Raw genomic sequence first — 18,361 nt, 5'->3', positions numbered from 1 at the left:
CCGTAAACGGGCCGGGACGCGCCATGTCGTCCCGGCCCGTTGCCGTACCCCTACGACCCCAACGACCGCTTCAGGAAGTCCACCTGGAGCAGCAGCAGGTTCTCCGCGACCTCCTCCTGCGGGGTCATGTGGGTCACCCCGGACAGCGGCAGCACCTCGTGCGGGCGGCCCGCGGCGAGGAGGGCCGAGGACAGCCGCAGGGCGTGGGCGAAGACCACGTTGTCGTCGGCGGTGCCGTGCACGATCATCAGCGGGCGGTGCGGGTCCGAGGGGGCGGAGAGGCCCTCGTCCGTCACCAGTGAACTCTTCGCGTACACCTCCGGTGCCGTACCGGGATCGCCCAGGTACCGCTCCGTGTAGTGGGTGTCGTACAGCCGCCAGTCCGTCACCGGGGCGCCCGCGATCCCGGCGTGGAAGACGTCGGGGCGGCGCAGGACCGCGAGCCCCGCCAGCCAGCCGCCGTACGACCAGCCCCGGATGGCCACCCGGTCCAGGTCCAGCGGGTAGCGCTCGGCCAGCTCGTGCAGCGCCTCCACCTGGTCGTCCAGGGACACCGTGAAGTCGTCGCGGATCGCCTTCTCCCAGGCCGGCGAGCGGCCCGGGGTGCCCCGGCCGTCCGCGACCACGACCGCGAAACCCTGGTCCGCGAACCACTGGCTGGTGAGGTGCGCGTTGTGGGCCGCGAGGACGCGCGGACCGTGCGGTCCCCCGTAGGGATCCAGCAAAACCGGAAGACGCTCATCCCCTTGGTGGTTCCGAGGCAACAGCACGGCGCACGGGATCCGCCGTGCGCCCCCCTCGGTCAGCGTCACGCGCGGGGACATACCAGGATCTTCGGCGTACGAGGTGATCGTCGCCGTCGGCTTCCCGTCCCGCAGCACCTGTGCCACGGACCCGGCCCGCCCCGGCACCGCGGAGACCAGCACGCCCACGCTCCCGGCCCGCACCGCCGAGTGCACCCCCGGCTCCTGCGAGACCCGCTCCACCCCGAGCTCGTTGACCCGGTACACATGCACCTCGCCGGTCTCGGGCGCCGCCGCCCGCTCCCCGGCCGACGCCGAGACCAGCACGTCGTCGTCGGACACGTCCAGCACCGCGCGGACGTGCAACTGCGGTCCCGTCAGCGGGCGGTCGCCCACCGCGAGGACCCGCGCGCCGCCCTCGTCCGCGATCCGCACCAGTCGTCCGGACGGGCTCCAGCAGGGCACCCCTGGGAAAAGATCAAGCCAAGTTGGATCTTCGTCCGCGTGCACCATCCGGGTCGTCCCCGAGGCCGGATCCACGGCCAGGAACAGCTGACTGCGCTGGTCGCGCGCCTGTACGAGGAGGAGCGGGGCACCCGCCGCTGACCAGTGCACATGCGCCAGATACGGGTAGCGGGCCCGGTCCCAGGAGACCTCCGTGCGGGCCCCGTCGAGGCCGACCACGAACAGCCGTACCTCCGCGTTCGCCGTCCCGGCCCTCGGATACGCGACGTGCTGTGGATCACGTTCCGGATGGGCCGGGTCGGAGATCCACCAGCGCTCCACCGGCGTGTCGTCCGCGCGCGCCACCAGCAGCCGGTCCGCCTCCGGGGACCACCAGAACCCCCGTGACCGGCCCATCTCCTCGGCCGCGATGAACTCGGCGAGACCGTAGGTGACGTGATCCGACTCCGGCTCCGCCAGGGCCCGGTCCCCCTCGCCCTCGGCGCCGACCACCCGCAGGGCGCCCTGGGCGACGTACGCGACGAAGCGGCCGTCGGGGGAGGGGCGGGGGTCGATCACCGGTCCCGGGACCCGGAGTTCACGTGCCGTACCGGCCCGCAGTTCGGCCGTGAAAAGCCGCCCTGACAAGGCGAAAGACGCCAACTCCACGGCCGCGTCGGTGGCGTAGCCGACGATCCCGGCGCCGCCCTCCCGGCTGCGTTCGCGCCGCGCCCGCTCCTGCGGCGAGAGGTTCTCCGTGGAGCCGCCGAGGAGGGCGCGCGGGTCGGCCGCCACGCGCTCCCCGCCGTCCGCGGGGTCGAGCACCCACAGCGAACTGGCCCGGTCCGTACCGGAGGACGAGCGCAGGAACACGACACGGGAACCGTCGGGAGCCACGGTGAACGCACGCGGCGCGCCGAGCGTGAAGCGCTGGGTGCGGGCGTGCCGGCGAGGAAAGGAGTCGGACGTCGTCGTCATGCCCCGACCATATTGGCCATACGCCCCCTTGTGCGTCCGTGCGCCGACCGATGCGCGAGTACGGATAGTTATGATCACTAGCGCATAGTGGGTATGAACCTGCTGGCTGTCGTATGGATTTATCTGCCCCCCTGGTCCGAACCCCCCGCGCTCTTGGGATCTTTGGAGGTGAGCCGCCGTGGCGCTCTCGATTTCGGCGGTAGTGCTGCTGGCGATCATCGTCTTCCTTCTGGTCAAGAAGTCAGGACTGAAGGCCGGACATGCGGTCGTCTGCATGCTGCTCGGGTTCTACCTGGCCTCTTCGACCGTCGCGCCCACCATCAGTGAGCTGACGACGAACATCGCGGGGATGATCGGCAGCATCAAGTTCTGACCCGTCCCGGGGTCGCCTTTAGGGTGGTCCCATGACGGAACCACCGGCCCGACGCCTCCTCCTGGTGCACGCGCACCCGGACGACGAGTCGATCAACAACGGCGCGACGATGGCTCGCTATGCGGCCGAGGGTGCCCGGGTGACCCTGGTCACCTGCACGCTCGGTGAGCGCGGCGAGGTCATTCCGCCGGAGCTCCGGCACCTGTCGGGCACCGCCCTGGGCGAGTACCGCCTCGGCGAGCTCACCGCCGCGATGCGCGCACTCGGCGTCGAGGACTTCCGTCTCCTCGGCGGCCAGGGCCGCTACCGGGACTCCGGGATGATGGGCCTCGCCGACAACGACGACCCCGCCTGCTTCTGGCAGGCGGATCTCGACGAGGCCGCCGCCGCTCTCGTCCGGGTGATCCTGGAGGTACGGCCGCAGGTCCTCGTCACGTACGACGAGAACGGCGGCTACGGCCACCCCGACCACATCCAGGCCCACCGCGTCGCCATGCGCGCCGCGGACCTGGCGGCCGAAGCGGGCTGGACGATCCCCAAGGTCTACTGGAACCGCGTCCCGCGCACGGTCGGCGAACAGGCCTTCGAGCGGCTGGCCGAGGCACTGCCGGGGCTGCCCTTCGACAAGCCGGGCGTCCTCGACGACGTACCGGGTGTCGTAGCCGACGAGCGGATCACCACCGAGATCGACGGCACCGCCCACGCCGCCGCGAAGGCCGCCGCGATGGCGGCGCACGCCACCCAGATCACGGTCGCCGCCCCGTACTTCGTCCTCTCCAATGACCTCGTGCAGCCCGTCTTCACCACCGAGTACTACGAGTTGGTACGAGGGGACCGGGTACCCGGGGATCGGGAGACCGACCTCTTCGCCGGCACCGGGGGCCTCTCGTGAACGACCACGGATCCCTGCTCGCCCAGCCCCTCAAGGCCCCCTCCGCCGCACGAGCCCTCCTCTACCTGGGCCTCTTCGTGCTCGGCGCGCTCGTCGGCGCCGCCGGGTCCCTCGTACAGTCCGGCTGGTTCCCGGGCGGCCTGCTGCTCGCGCTCGCCGGCGAGGCCGGACTCTGCCTCGGCGGCGCGCGTGCCGTCGGAGGCCGGGGCGGGGCCGTCGCACCGGCGGCCGGCTGGATGCTCGCCGTCATCCTGCTCACCGCCACCCGCCCCGAAGGCGACTTCCTCTTCGGCGCGGGAGCGGGCTCCTACCTCTTCCTGCTCGGTGGCATGGCTACGGCTGTGATCTGCGCCACGCTCGGGGCGGGGCGGCAACCGGACGGCGACGCCGTCCGACTTGGCAAGTGACGTACCACTTCGCCGCGACAGGGACGTGCGAGTCCCGTGTGGGTTTCCCCAGCGGTCGTGGGATACGGGCCAGAAGTGGCCAGTATGGTGGTGCGCGCCGCCGAGCCGCCCGAAGCACTGGGGCCGACACGGTCGGTGGAGCCAACCGGGAGAACCTGCCTTGAGTCGTGAAACTGACAGTCCGTCCTCCGGGCCCAACGGGCGCGGCGGAGCCGCATACCCTTCGGGCACGCCGCCCTACGGGACCCCCATGGCTTCCGATGACGGTACGGACGCGGGCCGTTCGGCCTCGCAGTCCGAGGAGCGCAAGACCGAGACCACGCTGACGACCCGGATCCGGATCAACATCCCCGGGTCGCGGCCCATCCCGCCGGTCGTCGTACGGACGCCCGTCGCGGACGCCGAGGGCACCGCGGGTGACACCACGGCCGAGACGCCGGCGCCGAGCGCCCCCGTCGCCGACAGCGCGGCCCACGGCACCGTCGAAGCTCCCGCCGAGCCGGCTCCGTCCGCCGAGGAGAAGACGAGCGACTGGTTCGCCCCGCGCAAGTCCGGCCCCGCCAAGGGCGGTCAGGGCGGCGGCGCCACCAACGGGGCCGGTCTGCCCGGGGGTTCGGCGCCCGCACCGGCCGCTTCCGGCGCCGCGCCGGGTGCCCCGGCCGGTGCCGCTCCCGGCGGTGCGCGGCCCGGTGCCGGGCGCCCCGGTGGGGTGGTCGGCTCCATGAGCGTGCCGGGCGGTTCCCGCTCCGGCTCCACCAACGGCGCGGGCCTGCCCGGCGCGACCGGCGGTCCCGTGGCCCCGGGCCACGGCGGCGGCACGGGCTCCTTCGACGTGACCGAGGCGCTGGCGGCGGGCCCGCTGGGCGGCGGCTCACGCCCCGGCGGCGAGCCGCGGCGCGACGACCTGCCGTACTTCTCGGACAACGACGGAGCCCAGAACGCCCACAGCGGTCAGAATGGCCCTGTGGGGCAGAACGGTTACGGCGCCCAGGGCGGCCTCCCCGGCGGTGCGGACGACTTCAACAGTTCGACCGGCTCGCACCGCTTCCCGCCCGCCAACGACTTCAACGGGCCGAACGACTTCGGCGGCCCGGCCGGCTACGGCGGCCCGCAGGGCCCGGCAGGCCCGACCGGCGGCCCGGTCACCGGCGACGGTCCCGTCGTACCGCCGGTCGGCGGCCCCCGGGTCGGCCCGGGCGGACCTGGCGCCCCCGGCGGTCAGCGCCGCCAGGGCGGCCCCGGTGTTCCGGGCGCGGCCTCCGCCTCCACCGGTTTCGCCGGACCCGGCGTCACCGCCCCGCCCGGCGCCCCCGGCGCCGGTCCGCAGGGCGGCCCCGGTCGCGGTCCCGGTGGTGGTCTGAGCGACGACACCGCGATCCTCACCCCGCAGAAGCCGGCCCCCGAACCGGGCACCCCCGGCTACGGCACCCCGCCGGACAACGTCTCCGGACACACCGTCACCAGCGGCATCCCGGTCGTGCCGTCCACCGGCCAGAACTCCCCGTTCGGCCCGGGCCCCGGCACCGACGGACCGCTGCCGCACACGCCCCCGAAGCTGCCCGAGCCCGTCGCGCAGAACGTGCCGGCGTCCTCGAAGAAGAAGCCCAAGAAGAAGGGCCGCAGCAAGCTGACCCTGGTCGGCGTGGGTGTGGTCGTCGTCGCCGGCGGCGCGTACGGCGCCGGTCTGCTGATGAACCACTCCGACGTGCCCAAGGGCACCACGGTCCTCGGCGTCGACATCGGCGGCGGCACTCGCGACGACGCGGTCAAGAAGCTCGACGCGGCCTTCGACAAGAAGGTCAACGAGCCGCTGAAGCTGTCGGTGGACGGCAGGACCGTCCAGCTCCAGCCCGACCAGGCCGGCCTCCAGTTCGACATGCAGGCCACCGTCAGCAAGGCCGCGACCAGCGACTACAACCCGGTCTCCGTGATCGGCTCGCTCTTCGGCGGCCAGCGCGTGATCGAGCCGGAGATGCCGGTCGACGAGGAGAAGCTCACCGCGGCCCTGGAGGACGCCTCCGGCAGCTCCGGCTCGGCGACCGAGGGCACGATCAAGTTCAAGAACGGCAAGGCCGTCGCCGTCTACGGCAAAGCCGGCAAGGGCATCGACGTCGCCAGGTCGACGACGTCGGTCGAACAGGCGTACCGCACCCAGGTGGAGACCGGCTCGGCCGGCGCGGTCACGCTCCCGACGACGACCAAGCAGCCGACGATCTCGAACGCCGAGGTCGACGCGATGATGAAGTCGATCGCGGAGCCCGCGATGGCCCAGACCGTCCAGGTGCAGACCGACGCGGCGCACTTCATCAAGTTCGGCCAGCTGTCGTTGCCGGACATCCTGAGCTTCAAGGCAGTCGACGGCAAGCTCGTCGACTACTACGACCTCAAGGCGCTCAAGGCCGCGTACGGCACCACCTTCGCCGGTGTGCAGATCAACGGCGCGAGCGGCAAGCGGGACGTCCTGCCCGAGGACGTCGCCTCGGCCCTCCGCAAGGCCCTGCGCGGCAAGAGCACGGCGGAACGCGTCGTCACCATCGACACCGACCCGAGCTAGCCGCACCAGGCTCTGACCAGGGGCACCCGGCACTCGCCGGGTGCCCCTGGCCGTCGTATGACATCTGTCATCCGGCAGTCAGGACCGCCGACACTGCCGGGCAGGGGGCCTCGGCGGCCACTCTGGATCACATGACAACGACAGTGGTCGCGTTCGACCAGGTGAGCAAGGCGTACGGCGAGGTGCGGGCCGTCGACGGTCTGACACTGAGCCTCCATCCCGGGGAGACCGTGGCCCTGCTGGGCCCGAACGGCGCCGGCAAGTCGACCACGCTCGACCTGCTGCTCGGGCTCAAGCAGGCGGACAGCGGAAGCGTCCGGCTGTTCGGCACCAGTCCGCGTGAGGCGATCGTCGCCGGGCGGGTGGGCGCGATGCTGCAGAGCGGCGGGCTGATGGACGAGGTGACCGTCGCCGAGTTGGTGCGACTCGCCTGCGACCTGCATCCGAAGCCGTACAAGGCCAAGGACGTCCTCGCCCGGGCCGGCGTCACCCAGATCGCCGACCGGAAGGTCAACAAGCTCTCCGGCGGCCAGGCCCAGCGGGTCCGCTTCGCGCTCGCCACCGCCGGCGACAGCGATCTGATCGTCCTGGACGAGCCGACCACCGGTATGGACGTCACCACCCGCCAGGCCTTCTGGGCCACCATGCGCGAACAGGCCGACCAGGGACGGACGGTGCTGTTCGCCACCCACTACCTCGAAGAGGCCGACGCCATCGCCGACCGGGTGCTCGTCCTGCACCGCGGCCGGCTGCTGGCCGACGGCACGGCCGCCGAGATCAAGGCGAAGGCGGGGGCGCGGAGGATCTCCTTCGACCTGGAGGGCCCGATCGACCCGGACACGCTGCGCGATCTGCCCTTCCTCGCCCACCTGTCCGTCTCCGGCACCACCGTCCGCATCCAGTCCGCCGACGCCGACGCCACCGTGCACGCCGTCTACGGTCTCGGTCTCTACCCCCGCAACCTGGAGGTCGCCGGGCTCGGCCTGGAGCAGGCCTTCGTCGCCATCACCGAGGCCGAGGAGGCCCGTTCGTCATGCTGAACACCTTTGCCTCGCGGAGCCTCATCAAGCTGGAACTCAGCCGTGCCCTGCGCAACCGCAAGTTCCTGTTCTTCTCCGTCCTCTACCCGTCCCTGCTCTTCCTGCTCATCGCGGGCAGCGCGGACGGCACGGACCGGATCGACGGCACGGGCCTGACCCTGCCGACCTACATGATGGTCTCGATGGCCTCCTTCGGCGCCCTCACGGCCGTCCTGATGGGCAACAGCGAGCGCATCGCCAAGGAGCGGGAGAGCGGCTGGGTACGGCAGTTGCGGCTGACGACCCTGCCCGGGCACGGCTACGTCCTCGCGAAGACGGCGAGCGCGGCCGTGGTGAGCCTGCCCTCCATAGTCGTCGTCCTCGTCGTCGCCGCGGCCGTGAAGGACGTACGGCTTGCCGCCTGGCAGTGGCTCGCGCTCACCGGCGTGATCTGGGCCGGCAGCCTCGTCTTCGCCGCGCTCGGCGTGGCCATCGGGTATCTGGCGAGCGGGGACGCGGTCCGGCCGATCACGATGATCACCTACTTCGGGCTGTCCATCCTCGGCGGTCTGTGGATGCCCACGACGAGCTTCCCGGACTGGCTCCAGGACATCGCCAAGTGGGTGCCCACGCACGCGTACGCTGCCCTGGGACAGGCGATCGAACAGAGCCAGGCCCCGCATGCCAAGGACATCGCCGTCCTCGCCGTCTTCTTCGCCCTGTTCACCGGCGGCGCGGCCTGGCTCTACCGGAAGGACACGCTGAAGGCGTGAGCGCGATGACGGACGATCTGCGGCCCGACGACGAAGCGCGGGCGGAACGGCTGATCCGGATCGGCCGGCCACCCCGCAACCGCGGCGAGGCGATCCGGAAGCTGGTGTGGGTCCTGCCCTGGCTGGTCTTCCTCGCCTCCCCGGTGCGGGACCTGAACGCAGGCCACCACACCACCGCGGCCACGGCGGCGGGCTGGGCGGGTCTAGTGGCCTTCGTCGGGATCTATCTGACCCTCGTCTTCCGGACCATGGGCCGGCCCTTCCGCGGCGGGATCATCAACGTCCTGGCCGCCACCCTCTGGGCGCTCGGGCTCGCCCTGGCCTTCGGCTTCGGCAGTGCGTGGCTCGGCCTGTTCGTGTACGTCTCGGTCACCTGCGGGGTCGCCTTCCCGCTGCGGACCGCCTACTGGACGATCCCGCTCACCACCGCCGCGATGATGCTGGCGGGCTGGCACGCCCACAACCTGGACGAGGCCTGGGGCCTGTTCCTGGTGGTGCTCCTGGTCGGCTACTCCATGACCGGCATCCGGCAACTCGTCGCCACCACCGTGGAGTTGCGCAAGGCCCGCGCCACGGTCGCCCAGCTCGCGGCCAACGAGGAGCGTCTGCGCCTCGCGCGTGACCTGCACGACCTCCTCGGCCACTCCCTGTCCCTGATCACGCTGAAGAGCGAACTCGCCGGCCGGATGCTCCCCGACCACCCCGACAAGGCCGCCCAGCAGGTCGCCGACATCGAACAGGTCAGCCGCCAGGCCCTGGTGGACGTACGCGAGGCCGTCACCGGCTATCGCCGCCCCCGGCTGTCCGAGGAACTCGCGGGCGCCCAGGTCGCGTTGACGGCCGCCTCGGTCATCGCCGACGTACCCGCCGAACCCGACCTCAGGGACGTCCCCGAGGAGAGCGAGAGCGCCCTCGCCTGGGCGCTGCGCGAGGCGGTCACCAACGTCGTACGGCACAGCGGCGCGACCCGCTGCACGGTCGAGGTGCTGCGCCGCCAGACCCTCGACGGACCGGTGCTGGAACTCTCCGTCGAGGACAACGGCTCGGGCGGCTCCGGCAAGGGCCCCGGCAACGGTCTCACGGGCCTCACCGAGCGCCTGGAGAAGGCGGGCGGCACCCTGGACGCGGACCGCACCAAGCAAGGCTTCCGGCTGGTCGCCCGCGTCCCCGCGGGCACCCCGGCGCCCGTAGGATCCGGGGCATGAGCCCTACGATCAAGGTCCTCCTCGCCGAGGACCAGTCGATGGTCCGCGAGGCCCTCGCCGCCCTCCTCGGCCTGGAGGACGACATCGAGGTGGTCGCCCAAGTGGCCCGGGGCGACGAGGTGTTGGCCGCCGCTCAGGCTCACGCGGTGGACGTGGCCCTCCTCGACATCGAGATGCCCGGGATGACCGGCATCGAGGCGGCGGCCCAGGTCCACAAGGCCCTGCCCGGCGTGAAACTGGTCGTCCTGACGACCTTCGGCCGCCCCGGCTACCTCCGCAGCGCCATGGAGGCGGGCGCCGACGCGTTCCTGGTCAAGGACGCCCCGGCCGCCCAACTGGCGGCGGCGGTACGCAAGGTACTCGCGGGCGAACGCGTCATCGACCCGACGCTGGCGGCAGCGGCACTGGCGGAGGGCGCGAACCCCCTGACGGACCGGGAGCGCGAGGTCCTGCGGGCAGCGGAGGACGGCTCGACGAACGCCGAGTTGGCGGCAACCCTGCACCTGTCGCAAGGCACGGTCCGCAACTACCTGTCGACGGCGATCCAGAAGTTGGCGGTACGCAACAGGGCAGAGGCAGCGCGCCTCGCACGAGAAAAGGGCTGGCTCTGAGGCTCTTGGGGGCGCGGGGAACTGCGCGACCGGCCACGACGCACCCGCACTCGCGCTACCAGCGAACCCCTACGGCGTTCGGGCGTCAATTCAGCATCGCCCGAGCCGACCGAGCCTGCCCCCGAACCCGCTCAGCCGCCCCCTCGTCCACCGCCCCCACCACCTCCGCATAAGCCTCCAACTCCGAGGCCCCCGCCAGGAAATCCCCCCGCTTCACCAGCAACTGAGCCCGCTCGTACCGCAACCGAGCCGGATGAGAGGGCAGCAGCAGCGACAACTCCACACCCCACAGCGCCACATCCGACCGCTCCGGCCGAGCCGCCGCCCACGCCCGCACGTTGTTGAGAATCCGCACCACCACCTCCAACGGATCGGCCGGCGCCAGCATGGACGGCTGCAACGGCGCCCCCGTGGCCCCCACGACCAGCAACTCCGCGTCGGACCCGGTCAGCACCCGGCCTCCCTCGAAGGGATCGGCCAGCACCTGCTCCTCCGCGGCGCCGAACCCGACCACGAAGTGCCCCGGCAGCGCGACCCCGTACACATGCGCCCCCGCCCGCCGCGCCACCTCCATCCACACCACGGACAGCAGGATCGGCAGCCCGCGCCGCCGTCGGAGCACCTCGTGCAGCAACGACGACTCCAGCCGCTGGTAGTCCCCGGCGGTGCCGCGGAACCCGCACCGCTCCCCGAGCAGCTCGCGCAGCGCCACCGCCCATGACCGCGGCCCGCCCGGCCGGAACGGCAACCGCCCGGCCAGTTCGTCCAGTTCGATCTGCGCCGCGTCGATGCCCGCCTCGTCCAGGCCCGCGTCCGCCTGCGCGCCCAGCAGCAGACAGAGCGCGGCCAGGTCGGGCCGCTCGGAGCGGGCCTCTTCGGCGAACCGCTCGCGCAGCTCGGCGGAGCGTTCCGGGGACGGTGGATGCGGCAGACGCATAGCTGGCTCGTGCCCTCTCACAGCGATCGCTACCGGCTGTTTCCGGCGGCCGCCGGTTCCCGGTAGTGGTGGTACGCGTGATGCGCCGCGAAGCCCATCCCGGCGTAGAGCGCCCGCGCCCCCGCGTTCTCCGTCTCGACCTGGAGCCAGGCCGCCGACGCGCCCTCGTCGAGCGCCCGCCGGGCCAGCGCGGCCATGACCTCGGTGGCGAGGCCCCGCCGGCGCTGCTCGGGACCGACCTCGACCGCGGCGAAGGACGCCCAGCGTCCGTCCACCACACACCGCCCGATGGCGGCAGGCACGCCACCGCTTCCCGGCACCTGCGCGAACCACACCGAGGGCCCGCTCGACAGCACCTTCAGCGCCACCTCGCTCACCCCCTTGCGCTGGTACCGCGCGAGCCACGCCTCGTCCACGTCCCGGGACAGCTCCACCCCGGCGCCCTCGGCCCGGTCGGCGATCGGCGCCAGCGCCCCGATCCACAGCTCGGCCGTCACCTCACGCACCCACCCGCGCCGCTCCAGCTCCGCGCACAGCAGCTCCTGCGTGCCCTCGGCGCCGGTCGCGGTCTGGACGTAGGCGGGCAGCCCGCGAGCTCCGTACCAGCGCCGTACGGCGTCCAGGGCCTCGTCCAGCGGCAGGCCCGGGTCGCCGACCGGCAGGACCGAGTTGGCTCGCCGGGTGAACCCCGACGCGGCCCGCAGCTCCCACGCGCCGAGCCGCTCGCTCTCCACCGGCCGCCACGCGCGCGTGGAGACATGGGCGAGTTCGGCGTACGAGGCGGAGGGCCCCCGGCGGCGGGCCGGTGCGCTCGGCACCACCTTGCCCGCGACCAGCGAGGATTCCGCGATGTGGACGGTCTCGCCGTCCTTCCGTGTGATCAGCAGCACACCGTTGTCCCATGATGCGAGAACACCCACCGTGTCGGTGAACTTCTCACCCGGAACCGCAGGATCGTTCATGCGGCGTACAGAGACCCGTTTACCCACGTCAGCAGCGGTGATGCGGACCTCAAGGCGTCCCGTCGCAGAGATTTCCACAGGTCAGTTCACCCCTCCTGTTCGGACCATGCCCAAGAACGGAGATACTAGGGGCGGGCATCGACGACGCCGCGCTCCCGCGCGCCAGGCGGCGGAGCCTATGGAGGCCCGCCAGCGCCCTATCGAGGAGGAACGACAGCGTGACCTACGTCATCGCGCAGCCTTGTGTCGACGTCAAGGACAAGGCGTGCATCGAGGAGTGCCCGGTCGACTGCATCTACGAGGGCTCCCGGTCCTTGTACATCCACCCGGACGAATGCGTCGACTGTGGTGCCTGTGAGCCGGTCTGCCCGGTCGAGGCGATCTTCTACGAGGACGACACTCCGGAGGAGTGGAAGGACTACTACAAGGCGAACGTCGAGTTCTTCGACGAGCTCGGCTCCCCCGGCGGCGCCAGCAAGCTGGGTCTGATCGAGCGGGACCACCCCTTCATCGCCGCGCTGCCGCCCCAGGCGTAAGCGCGCAAGCGGCCCGCAGTCTTCGTGCCGCCTCGGTCCCGTACGGCCGGATCAGCTCTGATCGCCGTACGGGACCGAGGCGTTTTGCCGTACGAGAACCATCCGTACGAGAAAGTGAGCCAGAACCCGTGTCCGCAGTCTCCGACCGCCTCCCCACCTTCCCCTGGGACAAGCTGGAGCCGTACAAGAAGACGGCCGCGGCCCACCCCGGCGGCATCGTCGACCTCTCCGTCGGCACCCCGGTCGACCCGGTTCCCGACCTGATCCAGAAGGCCCTGATCGACGCGGCGGACTCCCCGGGCTACCCGACGGTCTGGGGCACCCCGGCGCTGCGCGACGCGATCACGGGCTGGCTGGAGCGCCGCCTCGGCGCCCGTGACGTCACCCACCGGCACGTGCTGCCGATCGTCGGCTCAAAGGAGCTCGTCGCCTGGCTCCCCACCCAGCTGGGCCTGGGCCCCGGCGACCGCGTCGCCCACCCGCGCCTCGCCTACCCGACGTACGAGGTCGGCGCCCGTCTGGCCCGCGCCGAGTACCAGGTCTACGACGACCCGACGGAGCTGGACCCCGAGGGCCTGAAGCTCCTGTGGCTCAACTCCCCGTCGAACCCGACCGGCAAGGTCCTGCCGAAGGCGGAACTGACCCGGATCGTCGCCTGGGCCCGCGAGCACGGGGTGCTGCTGTTCTCCGACGAGTGCTATCTGGAGCTCGGCTGGGAGGCCGACCCGGTCTCGGTCCTGCACCCGGACGTCAACGGCGGCTCGTACGAGGGCATCGTGGCCGTCCACTCCCTCTCCAAGCGCTCCAACCTGGCCGGGTACCGGGCGGCCTTCCTGGCCGGTGACCCGGCCGTCCTCGGTCCCCTCCTGGAGATCCGCAAGCACGGCGGCATGATGACGTCGGCGCCGACGCAGGCGGCGGTCGTCGCGGCACTGGGCGACGACACCCACGTACAGGAGCAGCGCGAGCGGTACGCCGCCCGCCGTGAGGCGCTGCGTGAGGCGCTGGTGCGGCACGGCTTCCGCATCGAGCACAGCGAGGCCAGCCTCTACCTCTGGGCCACCCGCGACGAGTCCTGCTGGGACACCGTCGCCCACCTGGCCGAGCTGGGCATCCTGGTGGCGCCGGGCGACTTCTACGGCGAGGCGGGCAAGACGTACGTCCGCGTGGCGTTCACGGCGACGGACGAGCGGGTGCGGGCGGCCGTGGAACGTCTGTGATCACAGACAGAGCGACGGGGCCCGGGAAACTCCCCGGGCCCCGTCGGCCGTTCGAGCCAGGCACTCAGCCGAGCGGCAGCGACTTCACCGGCAGCGAGTCGGCCGCGGGCAGGCCGCCCTTGGTGAGGGCGTCCGTCGGCAGGCCGCCCTTCGTCGCGGTGGACGTGGTGTCGCCCAGGATGTCGCCGGCGGAGCCCGCCGCGTCACCGGCCGTCTGCTGTGCGGCGGGCGCCGCCTTCTTCGCGACCTTGCCGCTGGTCTTGCCCGCCGTCGGCACGGCCTTCTTGACCGCGTTGCCACCGGTGTTGCCCGCGAGCTTGGTGACGTTCTGCGTGGCACCGTCGACGTTGTTGCCGACGCTCGCCGCGTCCAGGGCGGTCAGACCGCTCAGGTTCGGAGTGGCGGGGAGCTCGGCGGGGGCCGCACTGGCGGAGCCGGCCGCACCGACCCCGGCTGCCGCTCCCGCAGCGACGAGCAGCGCGGCACGGGCGATCCTGCGGGTCAGGGGGAGGGACATGATGCTCCTTTGACGGGAGAGAACGAGGAAGTGTCCAGCCGATCCCGGCAGTTGATCACCGGGCTCGGACGCAGTGACTACCGCTCGAAGCCCGCGAAGGTTGCGGACGCCCAACGTAAAGAGTTGGCAATGCGTCGCATTATCGGCTGCGGATAAAAACGGGCAAAAGGCGCCCGATCCGAAAGTCCGCCGAATCCTTACAGCCCTGTGTTCGCAAGGGATTCGGCGGATACGAGGGTGAGACCACGAAAACCTGCGCACACCCGCGTCCGCGGAGGGCCCGCGTAACCCCTGCGGGTGACGGCCCGTACTACTGAGCAGTCACGATCCGCACGGACCCGGTGCCCCGCTCCGCCCCGCCCGCGCCCTCGGCCGCCGCCACGGCCCGCCACTCGCTCTGGGTGTTCCCGGCGGTCCACTGCCGCCCGGCGTAGCGGACGCTCTCGATGTGCAGCGTGGCGGCGTTGGCCACCGCCCAGTGCGCGAGCTGCCAGCCCCGCTGCCGCGCCGAGCGCTTGGCCGCCGAGTCGTCGGCGGTGACGGGCACGGTCAGCGTCCGCTCCGCGGCCGTCGCCTCGGCGGCGGGGGCCGAGGTCGCGCCCTCGGCCACGTCCTCGGCCGCCGTGTCCAGCGCGTCCCGCCCGAAGTCCTTCACCAGCGCGTCCCGCACCCCGGCCGGCCCGGCGGCCAGGGTGGCGGCCGGCCGTCCGTCGCAGGTCAGCGTGGCCGGTGAGGATCCGGTGAGCGCGGCGGCGAGCAGCGTCGCGTCCGGCTCGTGCTTGGCGTACGCCTCCGGGTAGCCGCTGCGCTGCACGCGCTGGGCGGCCTCGGTGAGCGGCATCTTCGTATAGCCGGAGACCTTGACCAGATGCTCGTAGAACTTCCCCGCCGCGTACGCCGGGTCCATGATCTGCTTCTCCGTGCCCCAGCCCTGTGACGGCCGCTGCTGGAACAGACCGAGCGAGTCCCGGTCGCCGTGGGTGATGTTGCGCAGCCCCGACTCCTGGATCGAGGTCGCCAGCGCGATCGCCACGGCCCGGTCGGGCAGCCCGCGCCCGGTGCCGACGGCCGTGATGGTCGCCGCGTTCACCGCCTGCTCCGGCGTGAAGTCGTACGCCGTCCCGTCGTCCTTGCCCGAGACCACCGTGCAGCCCGGCTTCCCCGCGCCCCCGGTGACGTACTGCACCACGAGATAGCCCGCGACGGCACACAGGACCACGAGGGCCCCCATGAAACGGAGGAAGCGGCCACGACGACGGCGTCGGGGAGAGGGTGACGGCTCTGGCATCCGTACAAGGTACTGGAGGCCTCTGTGGCCCCCGAGCCGGGTGTGGACAGCGACCGCGAGCGCCCGGGCGTTAGGGTCGGGGCCATGGCCGATACCCCGCTTGACCTCACGCTGGACGCCGCGGAGCTGACCGCGCGGCTTGTCGACTTCCCCTCGGTGAGCGGTACCGAGAAGCCCCTCGCGGACGCCATCGAGTCCGCGCTGCGCGCCCTGCCGCACCTGACGGTCGACCGGTACGGCAACAACGTGGTGGCCCGCACGAACCTGGGCCGCGCGGAGCGGGTCATCCTCGCCGGCCACATCGACACCGTCCCGATCGCCGACAACGTCCCCTCCCGCCTCGACGAGGACGGCTACCTCTGGGGCTGCGGCACCTGCGACATGAAGTCCGGCGTCGCGGTCCAGCTGCGCATCGCGGCGACCGTCCCGGCCCCCAACCGCGACCTCACCTTCGTCTTCTACGACAACGAAGAGGTCGCCGCCCACCTGAACGGGCTGGGTCATGTCGCCGAGGCCCACCCCGAGTGGCTGGCGGGCGACTTCGCGGTGCTCCTCGAACCCACCGACGGCCAGGTGGAGGGCGGCTGCCAGGGCACGCTCAGGATGCTGCTCAGGTTCACGGGGGAGCGGGCGCACTCCGCGCGCGCGTGGATGGGCTCCAACGCGATCCACGCCTCCGCGCGCGTGCTGGCCAAGCTGGCGGAGTACGAGCCGCGGCAGCCGGTGGTGGACGGGCTGAAGTACCACGAGGGCCTCAACGCGGTCCGCATCGAAGGCGGCGTCGCCACGAACGTCATCCCCGACGCCTGCACGGTCACCGTCAACTTCCGCTACGCGCCCGACCGCAGCGAGGAGGAGGCCGAGGCCTTCGTCCGCGACTACTTCGCCGACTGCGGCGTGGACGAGTTCGTCGTCGACGACCACACGGGCGGTGCGCGGCCGGGCCTGAACGACCCGTCGGCGGCGGCGTTCGTGAAGGCCGTGGGCGGCGAGGTGCACCCCAAGTACGGCTGGACGGACGTGGCGCGCTTCAGCCGCCTCGGCGTCCCGGCCGTCAACTACAGCCCCGGCAACCCGCTGCTGGCCCACAAGGTCGACGAGCGCGTGAAGGCGTCCCTGATCCCGGTGGCGGAGGAGCGGCTGAGGGCGTGGCTGACGGCCTGAGCCCCTGAGGCTTCACGGCGGACACGCATACGTCCCCCCTCCGTAACCGGCGTGGATCTACGCTGAAGCGGAACTACCCGCTAGTGGAGGGAGCGCACATGGCTACCGGCAACCCCGAGGGGAAGAAGCAGCCACCGTCGGAGCAGCGCCTGGGACCGGTCCTCCGAAGGCGCGAGCAGGTGACGGCCAGCACCACCGACCAGCGGCTCCTCGACGCGGGCGGCCCCTCCGACTGGGTCCACACCGACCCCTGGCGGGTCCTGCGCATCCAGTCGGAGTTCATCGAGGGCTTCGGCACGCTCGCCGAACTGCCGCCCGCGATCAGTGTGTTCGGCTCGGCGCGGACACCGGCGGACTCCCCGGAGTACGAGGCGGGTGTGCAGCTCGGTCGAGGCCTGGTCGAGGCCGGCTTCGCGGTGATCACGGGCGGCGGTCCAGGGGCGATGGAGGCGGCCAACAAGGGCGCCTGCGAGGCCAAGGGCATCTCGGTGGGCCTCGGCATCGAGCTCCCCTTCGAGCAGGGCCTCAACCCCTACGTCGACATCGGTCTGAACTTCCGGTACTTCTTCGTCCGCAAGATGATGTTCGTGAAGTACGCGCAGGGCTTCGTCGTCCTCCCCGGTGGCCTCGGCACCCTGGACGAGCTCTTCGAGGCCCTGACCCTCGTCCAGACCCAGAAGGTCACCCGCTTCCCGATCGTCCTCTTCGGCAGCGCCTACTGGGGCGGCCTGGTGGACTGGATCAAGAACACCCTGATCGCCCAGGGCAAGGCCTCCGAGAAGGACCTCCTCCTCTTCCACGTCACGGACGACGTGGACGAGGCGGTGGCACTGGTGTCGAAGGAGGCGGGCCGCTAGCGCGTCAGGCGAGTCCCCGGCGGGCGACCGCCGGGGGCCGGTGGCCGGCGATCGACGCCACCATGTCCAGCACCTGCCGCGTCTCCGCGACCTCGTGCACCCGGTACACCTGCGCCCCCAGCCACGCCGACACAGCGGTCGTCGCCAGCGTCCCGATCACGCGCTCCTTCACCGGCTTGTCCAGGGTCTCGCCCACGAAGTCCTTGTTGGACAACGACACCAGCACCGGCCACCCGGTCTCGACCATCTCGCCGAGCCGCCGCGTCGCCTCAAGACTGTGCCGCGTGTTCTTCCCGAAGTCGTGCCCTGGATCGATCATCACCGACTCCCGGGGCACCCCCAACGCCACGGCCCGCTCGGCCAGCCCCAGCGTCACCCGCAGCACATCGGCCACGACATCGTCGTACGTCACCCGATGCGGCCGCGTACGAGGCTCGGCACCCCCCGCGTGCGTGCACACCAGCCCCACCCCGTATCGCGCGGCCACCTCCGCGAGCCCCGGATCGACCCCGCCCCAGGCGTCGTTCAGCAGGTCCGCCCCGGCCTCGCACACGGCCTCGCCGACCGACGCCCGCCAGGTGTCCACGCTGATGACGACATCCGGAAACCGCCGCCGCACCTCCGCCACGAACCCGACCGTCCGCCGCGCCTCCTCCTCGGCGGACACCTCCTCGCCCGGCCCGGCCTTGACCCCGCCGATGTCGACGATCGCGGCACCCTCGGCCACCGCCTGCTCCACGCGAGCGAGGGCGGGCTCGTCACGGAAGGTGGCGCCCTGGTCGTAGAAGGAGTCCGGGGTCCGGTTCACGATCGCCATGATCACCGGCTCGTGCGGCTCGAATTCCCGCCTGCCCAGCCTGAGCATCCCCTGTGACCTCTCC

18 protein-coding genes are annotated in these 18,361 nt (G+C 72.0%); 12 read left to right on the top strand and 6 right to left on the bottom strand.

The features are described 5' to 3' along the window. Positions 1–50 precede the first annotated feature (50 nt). Positions 51–2,165: a prolyl oligopeptidase family serine peptidase gene (locus tag ACIHIX_RS01815; RefSeq protein WP_399948642.1), complete on the bottom strand. Its 2,115-nt coding sequence runs from the start codon at positions 2,163–2,165 to the stop codon at positions 51–53. A 178-nt stretch (positions 2,166–2,343) separates the two neighbouring features. Here ACIHIX_RS01815 and ACIHIX_RS01810 point away from each other — a divergent pair, with 178 nt between their 5' ends. The 8 genes from ACIHIX_RS01810 (at position 2,344) to ACIHIX_RS01775 (ending at position 9,999) form a co-directional block, all read left to right on the top strand. Further along, a complete protein-coding gene (locus ACIHIX_RS01810; protein WP_171142976.1) occupies positions 2,344–2,538 on the top strand; it encodes a hypothetical protein in 195 nt (64 codons plus the stop codon). A gap of 31 nt (positions 2,539–2,569) precedes the next feature. Then, a complete protein-coding gene (gene mshB, locus ACIHIX_RS01805) occupies positions 2,570–3,430 on the top strand; it encodes an N-acetyl-1-D-myo-inositol-2-amino-2-deoxy-alpha-D-glucopyranoside deacetylase (RefSeq protein ID WP_399948640.1) in 861 nt (286 codons plus the stop codon). Continuing rightward, positions 3,427–3,837 (top strand): DUF6113 family protein, encoded by a 411-nt coding sequence (locus tag ACIHIX_RS01800; RefSeq protein ID WP_399948638.1) that lies wholly within the window; start codon positions 3,427–3,429, stop codon positions 3,835–3,837. The genes mshB and ACIHIX_RS01800 overlap by 4 nt, the downstream gene beginning before the upstream one ends. A 160-nt stretch (positions 3,838–3,997) precedes the next feature. Beyond that, positions 3,998–6,391, top strand: coding sequence for a hypothetical protein (locus ACIHIX_RS01795; RefSeq protein WP_399948636.1), 2,394 nt, complete (start codon positions 3,998–4,000; stop codon positions 6,389–6,391). A gap of 131 nt (positions 6,392–6,522) precedes the next feature. Continuing rightward, positions 6,523–7,431, top strand: a complete 909-nt coding sequence (locus ACIHIX_RS01790; protein WP_399948634.1) for an ABC transporter ATP-binding protein — start codon at positions 6,523–6,525, stop codon at positions 7,429–7,431. Further along, positions 7,425–8,183, top strand: coding sequence for an ABC transporter permease (locus ACIHIX_RS01785; protein WP_399948632.1), 759 nt, complete (start codon positions 7,425–7,427; stop codon positions 8,181–8,183). Before ACIHIX_RS01790 ends, ACIHIX_RS01785 begins: the two co-directional genes overlap by 7 nt. Then, positions 8,180–9,388, top strand: a complete 1,209-nt coding sequence (locus tag ACIHIX_RS01780) for a sensor histidine kinase (RefSeq protein ID WP_399948630.1) — start codon at positions 8,180–8,182, stop codon at positions 9,386–9,388. Before ACIHIX_RS01785 ends, ACIHIX_RS01780 begins: the two co-directional genes overlap by 4 nt. After that, complete coding sequence (locus tag ACIHIX_RS01775; RefSeq protein ID WP_399948628.1) at positions 9,385–9,999, top strand: DNA-binding response regulator; 615 nt, start codon at positions 9,385–9,387, stop codon at positions 9,997–9,999. Before ACIHIX_RS01780 ends, ACIHIX_RS01775 begins: the two co-directional genes overlap by 4 nt. Positions 10,000–10,084: 85 nt before the next feature. Here ACIHIX_RS01775 and ACIHIX_RS01770 read toward each other — a convergent pair whose 3' ends face one another. Then, a complete protein-coding gene (locus ACIHIX_RS01770; protein WP_399948626.1) occupies positions 10,085–10,936 on the bottom strand; it encodes a transglutaminase-like domain-containing protein in 852 nt (283 codons plus the stop codon). Positions 10,937–10,965: 29 nt separating this feature from the next. After that, entirely contained in the window at positions 10,966–11,976 is a 1,011-nt protein-coding gene (locus tag ACIHIX_RS01765; RefSeq protein ID WP_399948624.1) for a GNAT family N-acetyltransferase, read from the bottom strand. A 140-nt stretch (positions 11,977–12,116) separates the two neighbouring features. Between ACIHIX_RS01765 and fdxA the strand changes: the two genes are divergently transcribed. Both fdxA and ACIHIX_RS01755 read left to right on the top strand, forming a co-directional pair. Further along, positions 12,117–12,434: a ferredoxin gene (gene fdxA / locus ACIHIX_RS01760; RefSeq protein ID WP_010047804.1), complete on the top strand. Its 318-nt coding sequence runs from the start codon at positions 12,117–12,119 to the stop codon at positions 12,432–12,434. Between the two features lie 128 nt (positions 12,435–12,562). Then, positions 12,563–13,654 (top strand): bifunctional succinyldiaminopimelate transaminase/glutamate-prephenate aminotransferase, encoded by a 1,092-nt coding sequence (locus ACIHIX_RS01755; protein WP_399948622.1) that lies wholly within the window; start codon positions 12,563–12,565, stop codon positions 13,652–13,654. A 64-nt stretch (positions 13,655–13,718) separates the two neighbouring features. Here the strand turns inward: ACIHIX_RS01755 and ACIHIX_RS01750 are convergent, their stop codons facing one another. Both ACIHIX_RS01750 and ACIHIX_RS01745 read right to left on the bottom strand, forming a co-directional pair. Continuing rightward, positions 13,719–14,171 carry an ATP-binding protein gene (locus tag ACIHIX_RS01750; RefSeq protein ID WP_399948620.1) on the bottom strand — a complete coding sequence of 151 codons (453 nt, stop codon included), beginning with the start codon at positions 14,169–14,171 and terminating at the stop codon, positions 13,719–13,721. A gap of 310 nt (positions 14,172–14,481) precedes the next feature. After that, entirely contained in the window at positions 14,482–15,402 is a 921-nt protein-coding gene (locus ACIHIX_RS01745; protein ID WP_399948618.1) for a heavy metal transporter, read from the bottom strand. A 141-nt stretch (positions 15,403–15,543) separates the two neighbouring features. Here ACIHIX_RS01745 and dapE point away from each other — a divergent pair, with 141 nt between their 5' ends. Together dapE and ACIHIX_RS01735 are read left to right on the top strand one after the other, a co-directional pair. Further along, positions 15,544–16,623, top strand: a complete 1,080-nt coding sequence (gene dapE / locus ACIHIX_RS01740) for a succinyl-diaminopimelate desuccinylase (protein WP_399948616.1) — start codon at positions 15,544–15,546, stop codon at positions 16,621–16,623. 98 nt (positions 16,624–16,721) lie between these two features. Beyond that, entirely contained in the window at positions 16,722–17,480 is a 759-nt protein-coding gene (locus tag ACIHIX_RS01735; protein WP_399948614.1) for a TIGR00730 family Rossman fold protein, read from the top strand. A 4-nt stretch (positions 17,481–17,484) separates the two neighbouring features. Here ACIHIX_RS01735 and folP read toward each other — a convergent pair whose 3' ends face one another. Next, positions 17,485–18,345: a dihydropteroate synthase gene (gene folP / locus ACIHIX_RS01730; protein WP_399948612.1), complete on the bottom strand. Its 861-nt coding sequence runs from the start codon at positions 18,343–18,345 to the stop codon at positions 17,485–17,487. Positions 18,346–18,361 lie beyond the last annotated feature (16 nt).

It is taken from the genome of Streptomyces sp. NPDC051913, from assembly GCF_044593635.1.
GTDB lineage: Bacteria > Actinomycetota > Actinomycetes > Streptomycetales > Streptomycetaceae > Streptomyces.
This window is presented reverse-complemented; position numbering and strand designations above follow the sequence as displayed.